Raw genomic sequence first — 17,367 nt, forward strand, 5'->3', positions numbered from 1 at the left:
GCAGATTATTCTATGTTGTACGGAAGACCGGCGGCACCGGTTTGCGGCTCAATTGCACACCTACCGACCCTGGAATGACTGTCCCCCTGTCCTACCTGCTCTGGGCCTTGGATTCCTGACGCACCTCGAGCTCGGTGATGGTCCGCAGCTTTTCGGACAGCAGGGAGGTCGGCTTGCCCTTGCGCGCTATGAGGACGAAGGCTGCGGCCGCCAGGAAGAAGACCGTCATGGACACCCAGACGTTGACCCTGACCCCCAGGAATTCATGGGCGAAGTCGATGCGCAGGGCTTCGATCCAGGTGCGCCCCAGGGTGTACCACATGACATAGAGGGCAAAGAGCGAGCCGGCCTTGAGCACGTTCACGGCCTTGTGGCCGATCCAGACCAGGAGGGCCGCGCCGATCAGGTTCCAGATCATCTCATACAGGAATGTGGGTTGGAAGAGGGTGCCGGTCGGACAGGTGGCCCCGTCATAGCACTGTTCGCTGCTGCCGATGGCAGAACCTGCCGCATCGATCTTCAGTCCCCAGGGCAGCGTGGTGGGGGCCCCGTAGAGCTCCTGGTTGAACCAGTTGCCCAGCCGACCGATGGCCTGGGCCACCAGAAGGGCAGGAGCCACGCTATCGGCCAGCAGGGCGGTCGGGTAGCTCTTGTGACGGCACCAGGCCCAGGCTGCCAGTGCTCCCAGGAGGACTGCACCCCAGATGCCCAGACCGCCACGCCATATGCGCAAAATGTCCGCTGGGTTGCCATCAGCTCCGAAATACCGCTCCGGGGTGGTGATGACGTGGTAAAGCCTGGCTCCGACGATGCCGGCCGGTACCGCGCAGATGGCGATGTCCAGAATCTGGTCGGTCCGGCCACCCTCCTTCTTCCAGCGCCTGGCCGTGATCCAGGCAGCCACGATGATGGCCAGGAGCATGGTCAGCGCATAGAACCTGATGGTGACCGGCCCCAGATGGAAGCTGGATATTCCCGGCGATGGAATGTAGGCAAGCGTCATAAAGCCCCAATCTAGCCCTTGGGCCTTACAGCCCATTCACTTCCTTGACTGGGAGATGCCCCAACGCAGGTCGGAGCAGACCTCAGCCAAGGAATCCAGTGCTTTTCTGCGGTCCTTCCTTGGCCTGCCCTCGTCATCCAGAAGACAGTGGACCAGGGCCGAGCCGACGATGACCCCGTCCGCGTAGGCGCCGACCTGTGAGGCCTGCTGGGCGGTCGACACCCCGATGCCCACGCACACATAAGGGGCGCCCGCATGCCTGACTCTCGCCACCAGGTTCTGGGCCGAGTTGGACATGCTGGTCCGTTCGCCAGTCACGCCCATCCGGGAGGTCGCGTAGACGAATCCTCTGGCGGCTCGGGAGGTGATCTGCAGACGGGCATCGGTGGAGTCGGGCGAGACCAGGTAGACCCGGTCAAGACCATACCGGTCCGACTGCTCTATCCATTCCCCGGATTCGTCGACGATCAGATCAGGGGTGACCAGCCCGGATCCGCCGGCCTCGGCCATGCGGGCGGCAAAGTCCGCCACTCCATGATGCATGATCAGATTCCAGTAGCTCATGACCAGAGCCCTGGCACCGTCCGCCTGGACCTGACGGACCGCGTCGAAGACACCGTCGATCTTGACGCCATTGTCGATGGCGCACTTGCTGGCTGCCTGGATGACCGGGCCATCCATGACCGGGTCGCTGTAGGGCAGTCCGATCTCGAGGATGTCCACCCCGCTTTTCACCATGACCCGCATGGCCTCCAGGGATGTAGGCACGTCGGGGAATCCGTAGGGGAAGTAGCCGATGAAAGCCGGCCTGCCCTGCTGGCGGAGGGCCTGCAAGGTGGACGCCACCGGGCTGGCCGCGCGGCTGAACCCCTTGGGCTGGGCGGGGGCTTTCTGCCATTGCCATTGCTGGTTGACCATCAACGGGCCTCCTCTTCTGCTTGATCGCTTCTGTTGTGCCCGGCCTGGGCTTCCAAAGCGCTGGCCTCCTGCTCGGACAGATAGCCGAACCATCTGCCCGCCGTGGCTACATCCTTGTCGCCCCTGCCCGAGATGTTGATCAGAATGACCGGATTCCTGATTCCCTTGCGCAAAAGGTCGGTGGCCGCCTTGCTGGCTCCGGCCAAGGCGTGCGAGGACTCCAGGGCCGGGATGATGCCCTCGGTCCGGCAGAGGTCGCTGAAAGCCTGCATGGCCTCCTTATCGGTTGCGTAGTCGTACTTGACCCGGCCCATGTCGTGCAGCCAGGCGTGCTCAGGCCCCACCGAGGCGTAATCCAGGCCGGCGGAGATGGAGTAGGTGTCCATGGTCTGGCCCTGGTCGTCCTCCAAAAGATAGGACTTGGTCCCTTGGAAGACGCCGATCTGACCGGTGCCTGGCGACAGGCGGATGGCGTGCTTGCCAGACTTGGGCCCGTCCCCGCCGGCCTCGTAAGCGTAAAGAGAGACCCGTGGATCGTCCAGGAAGGTGTTCATGATGCCGATGGCGTTGGAACCGCCGCCGACGCAGGCCACGACCCCGTCAGGATGGTCGATGCCGTATGCGGAAAGCTGCGCGGAAGCCTCTTCTCCGATGATCTTCTGGAAGTCCCTGACGATGGTTGGGAAGGGATGGGGGCCGGCGACCGTGCCCAGCAGGTAGTGGGTGGACTCCACGTTGGTCACCCAGTCGCGCAGGGCCTCATTGATGGCATCCTTGAGGATCCTGGTTCCGGTGGTCACCTCGACAACTTCGGCTCCCAGCATCCGCATCCTGGCCACGTTCAGGGCCTGTCTGCGGGCGTCGATCTGCCCCATGTAGATTCGGCACTTGAAGCCCAGGAGGGCACAGACCGTAGCCGTGGCCACGCCGTGCTGACCGGCGCCGGTCTCTGCGATGACGCGGGTCTTGCCCATACGCTTGACCAGGAGCCCCTGGCCCAGGGCGTTGTTGATCTTGTGGGCGCCCGTGTGGTTCAGATCCTCCCTCTTCAGGAAGACCCTGACCTGGCCGCCGACCCGATCGCCGATCAGCTTGGCGAACCGAGGCGCCGGCGTCAGGGCCGAGGGGCGCCCCACATAGACCCGGTTGAGTCTGTTCAGCTCCTCGCGGAAGGCCGGATCAGCCTTGGCCTCCTGGTAGACACGCTCCAGCTCATCGAGGGCGCCCACCAGGGCCTCAGGGACGAAACGTCCGCCATAAGGGCCGAAATAGGGGCCGTCATGGGTCGACAGGGGTCTGGCCTCGGCGGCCTTGAAGCGGTGACCGGCCTGAACCAGCAAGCGGACGGTACCCTCCTGGTCCTGCGAGGTGACCAGACCTTCTCCTATCAGGACCGCATCGGCCCCGGCCCGGGCGTACCGCTCCAGCTCGACCGTGCCAAAGACCCCGGACTCGGCCACCTTGACCACGTCCTTGGGCAGGTTGGAGGCCAGCCGTGCATACTGGTCAACGTCGACGCTCAGGTCCTTCAGATTCCGGGCGTTGATGCCGATCACCCGAGCGCCGGCCGCAATGGCCCGCTCGATCTCCTGACGATCGTGCGTCTCGACCAGGGCGGTCATGCCCAGGCTCCCGGCCAGGTCGAGCAGGTGCTTGAGGCGGGCGTCGTCCAAGGCCGCCACAATCAGCAAAATCATATCGGCCCCATTGGCTCTGGACTCCCAGACCTGGTAGTCGGAGACGATGAAATTCTTGTTGAGCACGGGAATGCCTACGGCCTGTCTGACCTGCCGCAGATCCTCCAAAGACCCCAGGAAGCGCCTGCCCTCGGTCAGGACCGATATGGCCGAGGCGCCCCCGTTGGCATACTGCCGGGCCAGGGCGGCGGGATTGTTGATGTCGGCAAGGTACCCCTTGGAAGGCGAGGCGCGCTTGATTTCCGCGATGATCGGAATGCCGACGCTCTCCCTGAGCAGTCGAGCGGCATCCAGAGGTTTGCGCTTCATGCTCCTGACCTGTTGCTTGAGGCTTTCCAAGGGAATCTGCTGTACCCGGCTCCTGGCATCTTCCACGGCGCCGGCTACCAGTTCATCCAAGACGGTCATAGAGCCCTTCCCTCCAGTTTCCTGTGTGTTCCCTGCCACAACCTTAGCGTCTTTCTGCACTGAATTACCCTTCCTGGTTCTGCATTTGCGCCTGCGTACGATTGCCCTGCACCGCTGGCAAGGGTCCTCCGGCTTCAAAACACGACCTGTGTCCAGTGTGGCAGGCCGCCCCCACCTGGTCGACTTCGATGAGCAAGGCGTCCCCGTCGCAGTCGATGCTGACCCCCTTGACGTATTGGACATGCCCGGAGGTGTCGCCCTTGCGCCAGTATTCCTGCCTGGAGCGGGACCAGAAAGTGACCCTTCCCGTGGTCAGGGTCCGTCTCAGGGCCTCCTCGTCCATGTAACCGACCATGAGCACCTGACGACTGTCATACTGTTGGACCACAGCGGCCACAAGTCCCTTGGCGTCCTTCTTCAGCCTGGCCGCTATGCTTGGATCCAAACGTGCTTCCCGGTCCTTCGAAGACTGTGACATTGATCCTCATTCTCCTGATTTGTCCGACATATCCTTGCCGGTTGATTGTTTATTGGTATGGGTGTGGTTTCCCGATGGCTGCCTGCATGGCCAGCCAATGCCATGCAGCTTGCGGTGTCGAATTATCTGCGGGATTGGTTCAGGCCTGCCATCGAACCGGATACCCGGCCGTATGGAGCGCCTGCTTGACATCCTTGATGGACACCTGGCCGAAATGGAAGACGGAGGCCGCCAGGACCGCATCGGCCCCAGCCTTGACAGCAGGAGGAAAATCGGCGGCCTTGCCTGCGCCGCCACTGGCGATGAGGGGAAGGGATACGGCCTTGCGCACGTCGGCGATCATCTCCAGATCGAATCCCTGACGGGTACCGTCCGCATCCATGGAGTTGAGAAGGATCTCGCCGGCTCCAAGCTTCTGGGCCTGCTTGACCCAGTCAATGGCATCGATGCCGGTGGACTGGTGGCCGCCCATGGTGGTCACCTCATATCCTGAGGTAATGCCCTGGGCATTCGATCGGCGGGCATCGACCGAAAGCACCAGAACCTGGCGACCGAACCGTTGGGCGATGTCGCCGATGACCTGCGGATTGGCAATGGCTGCCGTGTTGATGCCGACCTTGTCGGCCCCTGACCGCAGGAGAGTGTCGACATCCTGCGGGGTCCGCACGCCTCCGCCTACGGTCAGCGGAATGAAGATCTGGTCGGCAGTGCTCTTGACCAGGTCCACCATGGTGGCTCGCCCGCTGCCCGAAGCGGTCACATCCAGAAAGGTCAGTTCGTCAGCGCCCTGTTGGTAGTAAGCGGAAGCCAGTTCGACCGGGTCGCCCGCATCGCGCAGATTCTTGAAGTGGACGCCTTTGACCACACGGCCCTGGTCGACATCCAGGCAGGGAATGACACGAACCGCTACCGTCATGCGACCTGCCTTCCTGCCTGAACCGATTTGTTTGAATCAAGACCTTAGCTTCTCTGGCATCCGAAGACCATGGCATGTCCACACTATGGCATGGTGATTGCAGAACGCCGGATTAGGCCTGGAGCTTGACGGCCTTGGCTGCCAGCTGGCCGCAGGCGCCGTCGATGTCCGATCCGCGGGTGTCCCTCATGGTTGCAGTGATGCCGGCCTTGTGGAGAATGTCCAGGAAGCGCTGCTCATCCTCGGGCTTGGAGGCCGTCCAGCGAGACCCCTCAATCGGGTTCAGAGGGATGGGGTTGACGTGCGCCCAGTCGTCCCCGTAATGGTTGAGACGCTTGGCCAGCAGACGGGCATGCTCGGCCTGGTCGTTGATGCCGCGCATCAGGGCGTACTCGATGCTGACCCGCCTGCCGCTGGCCAGGTAGTAGTCGTGAGCCGCGTCCAGGACCTGGGTGGTGTTGAAGCGGCGGTTCATCGGGACCAGCTCGTCGCGCAGCTTGTCGCTGGGGGCATGGAGGGAGACGGCCAGACGGACCGGGATCCCCTCTTTGGTCAGCTTGCGGATGCCGGGGACCACGCCGACCGTGGAGACGGTGATGTTCCTGGCCGAGATGCCGAATCCCTTGGGCGGCAGGGCGCTGATCTGCCTGACTGCGGAAAGCACAGCCCGGTAGTTGCCCATGGGCTCGCCCATCCCCATGAAGACGATATTGCTCAGGCGCCCCGGGCCTCCGGCGACCTGTCCGGACCGCATCATCCGGGATGCGGCCCTTACCTGCTCCAGAATCTCCCCGGTCGACATGTTCCGGGTCAATCCCAGCTGACCGGTAGCGCAGAAGGGGCAGCCCATGCCGCAGCCGACCTGGCTGGAGATGCAGAGGGTGGCCCTGGAGGGGTAGCGCATGAGCACGGACTCGATCCTGGACCCGTCGAAGAGCTCCCAGAGGGTCTTGATGGTCGTCCCCTGGTCCGCCTTCTGAACTGTGACCGGTGTGATCAGTTCAGGAAAGAAGCGGCGCGCGGCTTCTTGACGGCTGGACGCGGGAAAATCCGTGAAGTCGTCCGGATTGGTGGACAGATGGTTGAAATAGTGGTTGGCCAGCTGCGAGACCCGGAATTTCGGCAGACCCAGTTGAGCGCAGACCTCCTGGCGCTCCTCTAGGTCCATGTCCGTAAAGTGACGAGGCGGCTTGCCTCGACGCGCATGGTCGGCCGCCAGCACGTCCCTGAAGGCGCCATCCTTGCCTCCGGGGGTGATGCCGGTTTCAGGGTCGGCACCGGTCATATCGACATCTGTCATACCTCTACCTCATCCAGTATCAGTTATCCGACCATCAATCCCGGTCACAGGCCGGTGATCAAAAGGACCAGTGTGATGAACGGTGCGGACATGAGAATGGAATCCACCCTGTCCAGCACCCCGCCGTGGCCCTTGAGCAGGTGACCCATGTCCTTGATCCCCAGATCGCGTTTGATCAAGGATGCGCTCAGATCTCCGAGGGTGCCTGTGGCTCCGACCATGATGCCCATGAGCAGGGCGACCCACCAGATCCGTCCCCAATCCGCCATGGGATAGGTGGCCGCGAAGATGACCAAAGCGCCAACCAGGCAGCAGAGCATGGAGCCTGCCAACCCTTCCAACGACTTGCCGGGAGAGATGCGGGGCGCGATCTTGTGCTTGCCGAAGAGGGAGCCGAAGAGAAGGCCGCCGATGTCACTTAAGGCAGGCAGGAAAATCACCATGAAGGCATGTGCTGCAGGATGCCCGCCGAAGGTGGTGGGCAGGGTTATCAGACAGGCCAGGAGGGTGATGTAGACAACAGTCAGCAGGGTGACGCCCACATTGGCCAGGCTGCTTGATCGGCTCTCCCCTTCTGCAGTGCCGTAGGAGGCATCGGCCATGGTCTGTGCGTCCTTGCCCGACAGCTTGGCGTTCACCGCCTTGACCAGCCGACCGCCCAGGCGATGGTTGCGTGTGGCCGCAAGAGCCCCGACCAGGGCAGTGACCAGAACACCGGCGGTCATGACCGCCACGTGATCCGGTGCGTAGAAGGAGGCCAGCATGGTGGCCGCCGAGCAGATCCAGAGCTCGACCACCGGTATATGCAGGCCCGCTGTGGCAAAGTCCACCCTGAGCTCCCAGAGCCCCAGGGTCATGAAGATCACGATCAGATAGATGAATGCGTCGATGCGCACCAGGATGCAGGCCAGGATGATGACCACCAGAAGCGCGCCAGTGGCCACCGCCTGCGGCATGTTGCGCCCGGTTCGCTTGTTCAGGGTTGCGACGGCATCCTGACCCGCCTTCTCGGCAGAGCTTTCCTTAGTACTCATGAAGTGTGGATCCTCCCCAGGCGGATCAGACCTCGAGGATCTCCTTCTCCTTGGCATCCAGGAGCTGGTCGATCATGTCGTTCTTCTGCTTGGTGACGGTCTCCAGCTCCTTCTGCAGCCGGTTGCCCTCATCCTCGCCCAGGTCGCCATCCTTGACCTTGGACTCCAGCTCCTCCTTGACCTTGCGGCGAATGTTGCGGACGGCCACCTTGCCCTCCTCGGCCTTGGTCTTGGCCAGCTTGACGTAGTCCCGTCGGCGCTCCTCGGTCAGCTCGGGCATGGTCACCCTGATGACGTTGCCGTCACGGCTGGGGTTGACGCCCAGGTCGGAATCGCGGATGGCCTTCTCGACTGCGCCCGCCTGGGAGGGGTCAAAGGGTGTGACGGCCAGGGTGCGGGGCTCTGGGACGCCGATGGATGCCAAGGACTTGATGGGTGTGGGTGTGCCGTAATACTCCACCATGATGTCGTTGAGGAAGGAGGGGTTGGCACGCCCGGTCCTGATTCCCGAGAAGTTCTCCTTGGTCGCCTCGATGCTCTTGTCCATCTGCCTTCCGGCCTGGTCCACCACTGTGGTCATGATCTGCTCCTTGCTGTATGGACCATCCGCCTGTGCGCGCGAGGTCCGTCATTCTTATACTCTACGGCCATGGGGCCACGGGGGCCAAGCGGCGCGGGGTGTGCCCGCAATCGGTCACAGGGTACGATCAGGACCGCCGTGGACCAGGGTGCCCAGGCGCTGGCCCTTGAGCGCTTCGGTCACGTTGCCTTCGCCCTCCAGTCCGAAGACGCGAATGGGCATGTCGTTGTCCCGGGCCATGGACAGGGCTGCCGCATCCATAACAGCCAGATTGTCCACCAGAGCACGCTGGTAGCTCAGGTTGGTGAACATGCGCGCGGAAGCCTGCTTGTGCGGATCAGCCGTGTACACGCCGTCCACGCCGTTCTTGCCCATGAGGACCTCGACGCAATGAATCTCCAGGGCCCGCTGGATGGAGACCGTGTCGGTGGAGAAGTACGGCATGCCGGATCCGGCGCCGAAGATGACCACACGTCCCTTTTCCAGGTGACGGATGGCCTTAAGCGGGATGTAGGGCTCGGCAACCTGGCCCATGGTGATGGCTGTCTGCACCCTGGTGGCCTGCCCATCCTGCTCCAGGAAGTCTTGCAGGGCCAGGCAGTTCATGACCGTGCCCAGCATGCCCATGTAGTCGCCGCGCGAGCGTTCGATTCCGGCCTGGCTGAGCTCGGCTCCGCGGAAGAAGTTGCCGCCGCCTACCACGATGGCCACCTGCACGCCGCTCTGCACCGCCTGAACGATCTCCTTGGCCACCCGCTTGACCACCTGCACATCGATGCCGACTTCGCCTCCCCCGAAGGCCTCTCCGGAGAGCTTGAGCAGCACACGACGAGGCGATGCTGGGTTTTGCGCTGAATCGGATCCGGTCATAAAAGCCCTTTCTCCAAACATGATGACAGGCGGAATACGCCGCTAATAGGGTACCGGGGCTGGGCGACAACCCCTCCTCGAGCAGGCTGAGGTGATAGGCCCAGGACGAAAGAAGGGGAGCGGCCACGAAAGCCACTCCCCTACTGTCAATTGCCATCAATGCGGGTCGCCTGCCTATCCCTCAGGCAGGATCAGGCCAGGCAACTCAAGTACATTGCTGGGCTACTCCTCCTCGTCGCCCTTGCCGACCTCGAGACGGGCGAAGGCCAGAGCCTTGCCGCCAGCCTGCTTGAAGAGGTCGCCAATGGTCTTGGAGGTGTCCTTGACGTACTGCTGCTCCAGCAGGACGGTCTCCTTGAAGAAGGCGTTCAGCCGCCCCTCGACGATCTTGGGGATGATCTTCTCGGGCTTGCCTTCGGCCTGGGACTTCTCGGTGGCCACGCGGCGCTCGGACTCCACCACGTCGGTGGGCACATCCTCGCGGCTGAGCCACTTGGGGCTCATGGCGGAAATCTGCAGGGCCACCTCATGGGCGACCTGGGCGCCGGCCTCATCAGTGGCGATCATGGCCACGATGGAGGGGGGCATCTCCACGGACTTACGGTGGGCGTAGATCTCCACACGGGGACCTTCGACCCGGGCCACCTGGCCGACCTTGACGTGCTCATGGAAGAGCGCGCCGGCCTCTTCAACGGTCTCCTTGACGGTGCCGGACTTGGATGGAGCGGCATCGACCTGCTCGGCGTTGGAGGCATCAGCCTTGGCCACGTCGTCGATGACCTCCTGGCCGAACTCGACGAACTGAGGGGTCTTGGCCACGAAGTCGGTCTCGGAGTTGAGCTCGACGGCATAGCCGATCTGGCCCTGTCCGCCCTCGACGACGGTGGAGGCGATCAGGCCCTCCTGGGCCTTGCGTCCTTCACGTGCTCCTGCGGCCTGGATGCCGGTGGCGCGGATGATCTCCTTGGCGCGGGCCATGTCGCCCTCGGCCTCGGTCAGGGCCTTCTTGACGTCCATCATGCCGGCGCCGGTCTGGTCACGCAGCTCCTTGATCAGTGCAGCGGTGATTTTTGCCATAAAACTCTCCTATCTAGATGCCAGGTTCAGGCGGCCTGATCGGCAGCGGGGGTCTCCTGCTGCTCTTGCGCAGGCTGCTCGGCCTGGGGGGCCTGGGCTGCTTCCTGGGCCTGCTCCTGCGGCTGTCCGTCCTTGTTCTCCAGCAGGTTCTTCTCCCACTCGGCCATGGGCTGGTCGGAGGCCTCCTCGGTCTTGGCGGCCTTGCCGGAACGCTCCAGCAGACCGTCGGCCACGGCATCGGCCATGAGCCGAGTCAGCAGCTCGACGCCACGGATGGCATCATCGTTGGCGGGAATTGGGTAGGTGACAAGTTCGGGATCCGTGTTGGTGTCCACCAGGGCCACGACCGGGATACCCAGCTTGTTGGCCTCGGAGACCGCCAGGGCCTCCTTGTTGATGTCGACTACGAACAGGGCCGAGGGGGTGCGGTTCATGTTGCGGATGCCGCCCAGCTGGCGCTCCAGCTTGTCCTTCTCGCGCCGCAGGAGCAGCAGCTCCTTCTTGGTCAGCCCCGAGCCGTGCACGTCGTCGAAGTCCATCTCCTCCAGCTCCTTCAAGCGGCCGACCCGCTTGGTCACGGTCTGGAAGTTGGTCAGCATGCCGCCCAGCCAGCGCTCGGAGACGTAGGGCATGTTCACCCGGGTGGCCTGGGCCTTGATGGCCTCCTGGGCCTGCTTCTTGGTCCCCACGAAGAGCACGGTGCCGTTGTGGGCGACGGTCTGCTTGATGAAGTCATAGGCCTGGTCGATCAGACCGAGCGACTTGAAGAGGTTGATGATGTGGATGCCGTTGCGCTCCATCAGGATGTACTGCTTCATCTTGGGGTTCCAACGACGGGTCTGGTGTCCGAAGTGGACGCCGGCCTTCAGCATTTCGCTCATGGTGATCTGTGCCATGTCCGTACCTTTCATTGTCGGTTATTGCCTGGCCATGTGCACCTGCGTGCAACTCCGAGGAGCCGACCGACACAGGACGTCGCGGACATGGCGCGAATTTGCGGCGTGTGTTCGGGAATACTCTTGGCGCGCCTGCCCACCCGTGACAGCGGACCTGCGCAATGACACGCCGAATTACCATGATACCCAAGGCCAATGACCTCGGGTATCATGTTCGCCCTCTGCCTACCTGGCTGATCTCAGCTGCTGCATGGCCTTGCGGCGAACGTCGCTCTCCAGCCGATCCACATAGACATGGCCGTCCAGGTGATCGCACTCGTGCTGGATCATCCGTCCCATGATGCCATGACCCTCGAGGGTCACTGTTTTGCCGTCCAAGTCGATGCCGTGGGCTCGGGCGTAGTCGGCCCGCCTGGTCGGATACCAGAGGTTGGGCAGGGACAGGCATCCCTCCTCGCCATACTGCTCGCCGGAGGTCTTGTCGATGACCGGATTGATGATGTAGCCCACCTTGCCGCCAATATTGTACGAGAAGACGCGCAGGCCCACCCCGATCTGGTTGGCCGACAAGCCTGCCCTGCCCGGGTCGTCGACGGTGTCCACCAGGTCACGGACCAGACTGCGCACAGCCGGGGTGATGCTGGTCACAGGATCGCAGGGGGTGCGCAAAACCGGATCGGGAACCACTCTGATTGTACGAATCGCCACTGCTTACTCCTCGTCATTCCGGCCGTCACGGCCGTCCTTCTCGTCCTCTTGGTCTGTTTGCTCCTCCTGGTGGCCATCACGCTTGCGTCCGGTCATGCTGGCCAGGGAATCGCTCATGGTGGTCCGTGCCCTGCTTACGATGTCGTTCTCTTTGGCGGCGGTCTTGGCGGGCGTCCTGGGCGCATAGAGGACCTTGTCCACGAGTTCAGCGTACTGGCTGAGCACCTCGGGCCGCACGACCTTCAGGCTGGGGGTCAGGGTGCCGTCCTCCTGGCTGAAGTCCTTGTCCAGCACCAGGAACTTGCGCACCGACTCGGCCCGTGAGACGTTGCAGTTGGCCTTGTCCACATATTGCTGGATGAAGGCATGGATGGCATCGTTATGGCTGGCCTGCTCCATGCTCATGTCAGCGTCCAGGCCCTGGGAGGTCAGCCAGGACTTGAGCATGCCGGCATCCAGGGTGACCAGGGCGCCCACGAAGGGCCTGCCGTCGCCCACGACCACGGCCTGGGAGACTATGGGGCAGGTGCTGATGACATCCTCCAGAGGAGCCGGGCTCACGTTCTTGCCGCCAGCGGTGATGATGACGTCCTTCTTGCGGCCGGTGATGAAGACGAAACCCTGGTCGTCGATCTGGGCCAGGTCGCCGGTGTGCAGCCAGCCGTCCTTGTCGAGCACGGTGGAATCCAGCTCGGGCTGGTGGTAGTAGCCCATGAAGACGCTGGGGCCCTTGACCAGGAGCTCATCGTCGTCGCTCAGCCTGACCGTGATGCCCGAGCCAGGTCGGCCGACCGAGCCGACCTCGTTGGCATCTTCGAAGTTGACGATGCAGGGGGCCGCCGTCTCGGTCATCCCATAGCCCTGAATGAAGGTGATCCCGTCGATCCCGTTGAAGAAGTGGGCCAGGTCGGCATTCATGGGCGCGCCGCCGCAGGCCAGGTAACTCAGGTTGGAGCCCAGGGCGGACTCGATCGTGTTGCCGACGGTCTTGGTGTAAAAGGCGTGGGCCAGGCGGGTCAGGAGCGAATGGCCGCTCCCCTCCTGCTCGTCCTTGGACCACTTGATGAAGTGCTTGGTGGCCTTGGCGAAGACCTTGCCGGCCAGACCTGTACCGGCCTTCTGCGAGGCGGCGTTGTAGACCTTCTCGAAGACGCGGGGCACGCCCAGCAGATAGGTGGGCCGGAAGGTGCGCAGATCAGTCAGCAGGTGCTTGGCGTTGGAGACGTATCCGACCACGCCCTGGGCGCCGATGGCCACGTACTGGATGTAACGGGCGAAGCAGTGGGCCAGGGGCAGGAAGAGCATCAGGCGGGAGGGTGCTGCCAACATATGGTAGAGCACATCCCAGCCCACGAAGACGATGTGGACAAAATTCCGGTTGGAGAGCATGGCACCCTTGGGCTCCCCAGTTGAGCCAGAAGTGTAGACGATGGTGGCCAGATCGTCGGCTTTGACCTGGGCAATGGCCTGATCCAGGCGCTCGTCTTCGATTCCCTGACCGAATTCACTGACTGCGTTCAGGCCCCCGGCTTCGAAATTGAAGACGTACTTGAGCTTGGGCGAGGATCCCCGGACCTGCTCCAGGATCTGCGCATGCTCTGAGTCGCCGGCGAAGGCCAGGACGCAGTCCACGTCCTGAACGATCTTCTGGGCCTGGGTGGGCGAGTCGGTCTCGTAGATGGGCACCGAGACCGCACCGATGGCGGCGCAGGCGAAGTCCGTGACCCCCCAGTCGTAGCTGGTGGAGGCATAGATGACCACGGTGCTGCCCTTTTCCACGCCCAGAGCCATCATGCCCTTGGCCACGGCGCGAACCCGTGCGGACATCTGCCCGGCCTTGACATCGTGCCAGTTTCTGGTCATGGGATCCTGCCACTGGGCAACCAGCTCCTCAGGGTCGCGGGCGGTGCGTTTTGCCAGGAGTGAATAGATGGTGTCCTTGTCCGTCGTCGGGTGTTGAAGCTCGACCGTATATTCACGCAACATACCCACCATCATATGGGTCAACCCGCCAAAGCCGCCGCCTAGCCCATGTCGAAGCGCACACAGACCCAGCGCGAACCGCTTCTGGCGACGATCAGGTTGGTCAGCACAGTGCGCTCGCCGACCAGAAATCCGATGGTGGTTTCGTACCGGTCGCGATCTACGCGGTAGATCTCGACCAGTTTAGGAATTAGCGGCAGGTAAGTCATGCCGGCATGATCCGCAGTGCGGACCATGCCCAGATGCCGATCCCGCAGCAACTGGGCCAACAGGGCCAATCGTTCCATGCAGACGCGGGTAAGCACACGGTCCAGGTTCTTCATAGGCAAACGACCCCGCAACACATCGAAGACCCTGGATGCTAAGGCGCACAGATTGACAAGAATACGCTTGAGATCCGCCGACAGACCCTCATGTCCGGCAGCATCCCCCGGCCGAATGAAGTTGACCGTTCGCACGGTCAAATTGATGTCGCCGAGCCCCAGCGGCACCTGCATACAGGTTGACGGCCACCAGCCGCCGATCTCCTGCCCTGTCGACTCCTCGTTTGCTCGATCGTGATCCCAGACCGGCGCCAGATCCATATACTCCGTCATACTTCTCTCCTCGCACTCCGATGTGCTTGTCCCCCCTCCCATGCCGGCGAGGCGCACTGGGCAACCGACGCAACGACAGCGATTACGTCCAGAGTAGGAATGCACCGAGGGATTGTAAAGGCCAGTTCAGGAATGTGGTCAACCTGAACCGGCCTTGATGCGGATTGTGGATAACTGAACCGTGAATGCCTTATTCTGCTCAGCAGCGGGGGGCGGGGGTCACTGCCACACGGCACTTCTGGAAGTTCTTGACATCCACATAACCGGTGGAAGCCATGGCCCGGCGCAGGGCCCCGATCAGATTCAGACTGCCATCGGTGCGGTCGCTGGGACCGAAGAGTATGCGCTCCAAGCTCCCCACTTGACCGACCTGGACCCTGCGACCCCTAGGCAGATCAGGATGATGGGCCTCGGCCCCCCAGTGCATGCCCTGGCCTGGAGCCTCCGTGGCCTTGGCCAGGGGCGTGCCCAGCATGACCGCGTCGGCCCCCATGGCCAAGGCCTTGACAAAGGAACCCGAGGTGCCAGTCTCCCCGTCGGCGATAACCTGAACGTAGCGTCCACCGGACTCGTCCAAGTAGTCACGACGCGCCTCGGCTACATCCGAGATGGCCGTGGCCATCGGGGCTTGAATTCCGACGGTGGCGGAGTCAGTGGAGGAGGCTCCCCCGCCGAATCCGACCAGCACCCCGGCAGCACCGGTGCGCATCAGATGCAGGGCAGCCTGGTAGGTGGCGGCCCCGCCGACGATGACCGGCACGTCCAGGTCGTAGATGAACTTCTTCAAATTCAAGGGCTCATGGCTGGTGGAGACATGTTCGGCCGAGACCGCCGTTCCTCGGATCACAAAGAGGTCCACACCCGCATCGACCACCGTGGTATAGAACTCCTGGGTGCGCTGAGGGGACAGGGCTCCGGCCACCGTGACCCCGGCCTTGCGAATCTCCTGCAGACGGCGGGTGATCAGCTCCGCCTTGACCGGCTCCCGGTAGGCCTCCTGAATGACCCCGGTCGCCTGCTCTGGCGAGGCATGGGCTATCCGGTCCAGCTGGGGGCGCGGATCCTCGTATCGGGTCCACAGCCCCTCCAGGTCCAGCACACCCAGTCCGCCCAATCGTCCCAGGGCAATGGCCGTCTCAGGGCTGGTCACCGAGTCCATGGGCGCCGCCAGCAGAGGCAGGTCGAACTCGTAGGCATCCACCTGCCAGGCCGTGGAGACATCCTGGGGATCCCGGGTCCTTCTGGAAGGGAGTATGGAGACATCATCGAGCGTGTAGGCCACCGTGGCCTTCTTGCCGAGACCGATTTCGATTTCCTGTGTCATGTCTGCCAGCCTAGCGCCTCATGATGACGCTCCGGCTTGCTACGAACGGGTTACGAGCAGGGGAACAGAGAGTAACAAACTTGGGATAGAACTGTTCGCGAGCGCAACTGCGGCACCGGGAGCAGGATCCGGCCCCCGACCCGCCCACTGTTAGGAGGCCGCCATGGAGAAGATCGCCGTGAAGGGACGCATCGTCGAGCTCGACGGTGACGAGATGACCCGGGTCATCTGGAAAATGATCAAGGAACGGCTGATTCTGCCCTATCTGGATGTGGACCTGGACTATTACGATCTGGGCATCCGCAACAGGGACGCCACCGACGACAAGGTCACCGTGCAGGCGGCCCAGGCCATTCAGCGCGAGCATGTGGGCGTCAAGTGCGCCACTATTACCCCTGACGAGGCCAGGGTGCAGGAATTCGGTCTCAAACGCATGTGGAAGTCGCCCAACGGCACCATCCGCAACATTCTTGGCGGAACCATCTTCCGTGAGCCCATCGTCATCGACAACATCCCCAGGCTGGTTCCCGGATGGTCCAAGCCCATCGTGGTGGCGCGCCATGCCTTCGGCGACCAATACCAGGCTACTGATTTCACTGTTCCGGGGCCGGGAAAGCTGAGCGTCGTCTTCACCCCTGAAGACGGGAGCGACCCGGTGACCCGCGAGGTGACCGTCTACCCAGGTCCAGGCGTGGCCCAGGTCCAGTTCAACCTTGACGACTCCATCCGCGACTTCGCTCGCTCCTGCTTCAACTATGCCCTGCAGAGGCACTATCCGGTCTACCTGAGCACCAAGAACACCATCCTCAAGGCCTACGACGGCCGGTTCAAGGATATTTTCGCCCAGGTCTATGAGCAGGAGTACCAGAGTCGGTTCGAGCAAGAGGGGCTGACCTACCAGCATCGGCTGATCGACGACATGGTGGCCTCCTCGCTCAAGTGGCAGGGCGGCTATGTCTGGGCCTGCAAGAACTACGACGGCGATGTCCAGTCAGATGCAATTGCTCAAGGGTTCGGATCCCTGGGCCTCATGACCTCCATGCTGATGACGGCCGACGGGCAGACGGTAGAGGCCGAGGCCGCCCATGGGACCGTGACCAGGCATTACCGGCGCTGGCTCAAGGGGGAAACCACCTCCACCAACCCGATCGCTTCCATTTTCGCCTGGACCGGAGGGCTCAAGCAGCGAGCGCGGCTGGATGACACACCCAAAGTGGCCGAGTTCGCGCAAACACTGGAATCCGTAGTCATCGAGACCGTGCGCGCCGGTCGCATGACCAAGGATCTTGCCAGTCTGGTAGGTCCTGATCAGCCTTGGCTGGACACCGACGGGTTCATGGACGCCTTGGACCATGCACTTGCCGAGCGTATGGCTTCAGGTGCTGCAGAGACCAGGGGGCGCAAGACGGCCAAAGCAGACTAGCAGATCGGACAAAACTACTATCTCCTGCCATTGCAGACGGTTATTGCAGGCGGTGAATCTCCTCAGATCCGCCTGCACTGTCAGTCCCATCGGCGAGGACCGTGTACGCGAAACATCGACCCTTCATACGCTCCTGCCCGAGAGCCCATAGAATGG

General features: G+C 62.7%; 16 protein-coding genes. 1 reads left to right on the plus strand and 15 read right to left on the minus strand.

Annotation, left to right across the window (positions count from 1 at the left end; translation table 11 throughout):
- Positions 1–91: 91 nt before the first annotated feature.
- The 15 genes from lgt to AC0AII_RS04560 form a co-directional block, all read right to left on the minus strand.
- Positions 92–1,003: a prolipoprotein diacylglyceryl transferase gene (gene lgt / locus AC0AII_RS04490; protein ID WP_198200699.1), complete on the minus strand. Its 912-nt coding sequence runs from the start codon at positions 1,001–1,003 to the stop codon at positions 92–94.
- A gap of 36 nt (positions 1,004–1,039) precedes the next feature.
- Positions 1,040–1,921: a tryptophan synthase subunit alpha gene (gene trpA / locus AC0AII_RS04495; RefSeq protein WP_101432305.1), complete on the minus strand. Its 882-nt coding sequence runs from the start codon at positions 1,919–1,921 to the stop codon at positions 1,040–1,042.
- Positions 1,921–4,026, minus strand: coding sequence for a tryptophan synthase subunit beta (gene trpB, locus AC0AII_RS04500; RefSeq protein ID WP_490446277.1), 2,106 nt, complete (start codon positions 4,024–4,026; stop codon positions 1,921–1,923). Before trpB ends, trpA begins: the two co-directional genes overlap by 1 nt.
- A gap of 64 nt (positions 4,027–4,090) precedes the next feature.
- The gene (gene hisI / locus AC0AII_RS04505; protein ID WP_490446278.1) at positions 4,091–4,504 is read right to left on the minus strand and encodes a phosphoribosyl-AMP cyclohydrolase; all 414 of its coding nucleotides are present in this window, start codon (positions 4,502–4,504) and stop codon (positions 4,091–4,093) included.
- A 139-nt stretch (positions 4,505–4,643) separates the two neighbouring features.
- Entirely contained in the window at positions 4,644–5,420 is a 777-nt protein-coding gene (hisF, locus tag AC0AII_RS04510; protein WP_490446279.1) for an imidazole glycerol phosphate synthase subunit HisF, read from the minus strand.
- Between the two features lie 112 nt (positions 5,421–5,532).
- On the minus strand, positions 5,533–6,720 hold the full coding sequence (gene rlmN, locus AC0AII_RS04515; protein WP_490446280.1) for a dual-specificity RNA methyltransferase RlmN: 1,188 nt from the start codon (positions 6,718–6,720) through the stop codon (positions 5,533–5,535).
- Positions 6,721–6,764: 44 nt separating this feature from the next.
- The gene (locus tag AC0AII_RS04520) at positions 6,765–7,754 is read right to left on the minus strand and encodes a phosphatidate cytidylyltransferase (RefSeq protein ID WP_313839212.1); all 990 of its coding nucleotides are present in this window, start codon (positions 7,752–7,754) and stop codon (positions 6,765–6,767) included.
- A gap of 25 nt (positions 7,755–7,779) precedes the next feature.
- Entirely contained in the window at positions 7,780–8,334 is a 555-nt protein-coding gene (frr, locus tag AC0AII_RS04525) for a ribosome recycling factor (RefSeq protein WP_045924363.1), read from the minus strand.
- Positions 8,335–8,448: 114 nt separating this feature from the next.
- The gene (gene pyrH, locus AC0AII_RS04530; RefSeq protein WP_101432299.1) at positions 8,449–9,204 is read right to left on the minus strand and encodes a UMP kinase; all 756 of its coding nucleotides are present in this window, start codon (positions 9,202–9,204) and stop codon (positions 8,449–8,451) included.
- Between the two features lie 222 nt (positions 9,205–9,426).
- Entirely contained in the window at positions 9,427–10,281 is an 855-nt protein-coding gene (tsf, locus tag AC0AII_RS04535; RefSeq protein WP_490446281.1) for a translation elongation factor Ts, read from the minus strand.
- A 26-nt stretch (positions 10,282–10,307) separates the two neighbouring features.
- The gene (rpsB, locus tag AC0AII_RS04540) at positions 10,308–11,177 is read right to left on the minus strand and encodes a 30S ribosomal protein S2 (protein WP_490446282.1); all 870 of its coding nucleotides are present in this window, start codon (positions 11,175–11,177) and stop codon (positions 10,308–10,310) included.
- A gap of 225 nt (positions 11,178–11,402) precedes the next feature.
- A complete protein-coding gene (locus AC0AII_RS04545; protein ID WP_015021747.1) occupies positions 11,403–11,885 on the minus strand; it encodes a peptide deformylase in 483 nt (160 codons plus the stop codon).
- Between the two features lie 3 nt (positions 11,886–11,888).
- Positions 11,889–13,871: an AMP-dependent synthetase/ligase gene (locus tag AC0AII_RS04550; protein ID WP_490446283.1), complete on the minus strand. Its 1,983-nt coding sequence runs from the start codon at positions 13,869–13,871 to the stop codon at positions 11,889–11,891.
- A gap of 38 nt (positions 13,872–13,909) precedes the next feature.
- On the minus strand, positions 13,910–14,464 hold the full coding sequence (locus AC0AII_RS04555) for a hypothetical protein (protein ID WP_490446284.1): 555 nt from the start codon (positions 14,462–14,464) through the stop codon (positions 13,910–13,912).
- Positions 14,465–14,663: 199 nt separating this feature from the next.
- Positions 14,664–15,788 carry a GuaB3 family IMP dehydrogenase-related protein gene (locus AC0AII_RS04560; protein WP_198200655.1) on the minus strand — a complete coding sequence of 375 codons (1,125 nt, stop codon included), beginning with the start codon at positions 15,786–15,788 and terminating at the stop codon, positions 14,664–14,666.
- A 163-nt stretch (positions 15,789–15,951) separates the two neighbouring features.
- Between AC0AII_RS04560 and AC0AII_RS04565 the strand changes: the two genes are divergently transcribed.
- Positions 15,952–17,211 (plus strand): NADP-dependent isocitrate dehydrogenase, encoded by a 1,260-nt coding sequence (locus tag AC0AII_RS04565; RefSeq protein ID WP_490446285.1) that lies wholly within the window; start codon positions 15,952–15,954, stop codon positions 17,209–17,211.
- Positions 17,212–17,367: the final 156 nt, after the last annotated feature.

This window comes from Bifidobacterium sp. VU/mBH4 (B4), from assembly GCF_058199535.1.

Coding starts and splice junctions, on each gene's coding strand:
- lgt (WP_198200699.1), bottom strand. CDS start 1,003: ATGACGCTTGCCTACATTCCATCGCCGGGAATATCCAGCTTCCATCTG.
- trpA (WP_101432305.1), bottom strand. CDS start 1,921: ATGGTCAACCAGCAATGGCAATGGCAGAAAGCCCCCGCCCAGCCCAAG.
- trpB (WP_490446277.1), bottom strand. CDS start 4,026: ATGACCGTCTTGGATGAACTGGTAGCCGGCGCCGTGGAAGATGCCAGG.
- hisI (WP_490446278.1), bottom strand. CDS start 4,504: ATGTCACAGTCTTCGAAGGACCGGGAAGCACGTTTGGATCCAAGCATA.
- hisF (WP_490446279.1), bottom strand. CDS start 5,420: ATGACGGTAGCGGTTCGTGTCATTCCCTGCCTGGATGTCGACCAGGGC.
- rlmN (WP_490446280.1), bottom strand. CDS start 6,720: ATGACAGATGTCGATATGACCGGTGCCGACCCTGAAACCGGCATCACC.
- AC0AII_RS04520 (WP_313839212.1), bottom strand. CDS start 7,754: ATGAGTACTAAGGAAAGCTCTGCCGAGAAGGCGGGTCAGGATGCCGTC.
- frr (WP_045924363.1), bottom strand. CDS start 8,334: ATGACCACAGTGGTGGACCAGGCCGGAAGGCAGATGGACAAGAGCATC.
- pyrH (WP_101432299.1), bottom strand. CDS start 9,204: ATGACCGGATCCGATTCAGCGCAAAACCCAGCATCGCCTCGTCGTGTG.
- tsf (WP_490446281.1), bottom strand. CDS start 10,281: ATGGCAAAAATCACCGCTGCACTGATCAAGGAGCTGCGTGACCAGACC.
- rpsB (WP_490446282.1), bottom strand. CDS start 11,177: ATGGCACAGATCACCATGAGCGAAATGCTGAAGGCCGGCGTCCACTTC.
- AC0AII_RS04550 (WP_490446283.1), bottom strand. CDS start 13,871: ATGTTGCGTGAATATACGGTCGAGCTTCAACACCCGACGACGGACAAG.
- AC0AII_RS04555 (WP_490446284.1), bottom strand. CDS start 14,464: ATGACGGAGTATATGGATCTGGCGCCGGTCTGGGATCACGATCGAGCA.
- AC0AII_RS04560 (WP_198200655.1), bottom strand. CDS start 15,788: ATGACACAGGAAATCGAAATCGGTCTCGGCAAGAAGGCCACGGTGGCC.
- AC0AII_RS04565 (WP_490446285.1), top strand. CDS start 15,952: ATGGAGAAGATCGCCGTGAAGGGACGCATCGTCGAGCTCGACGGTGAC.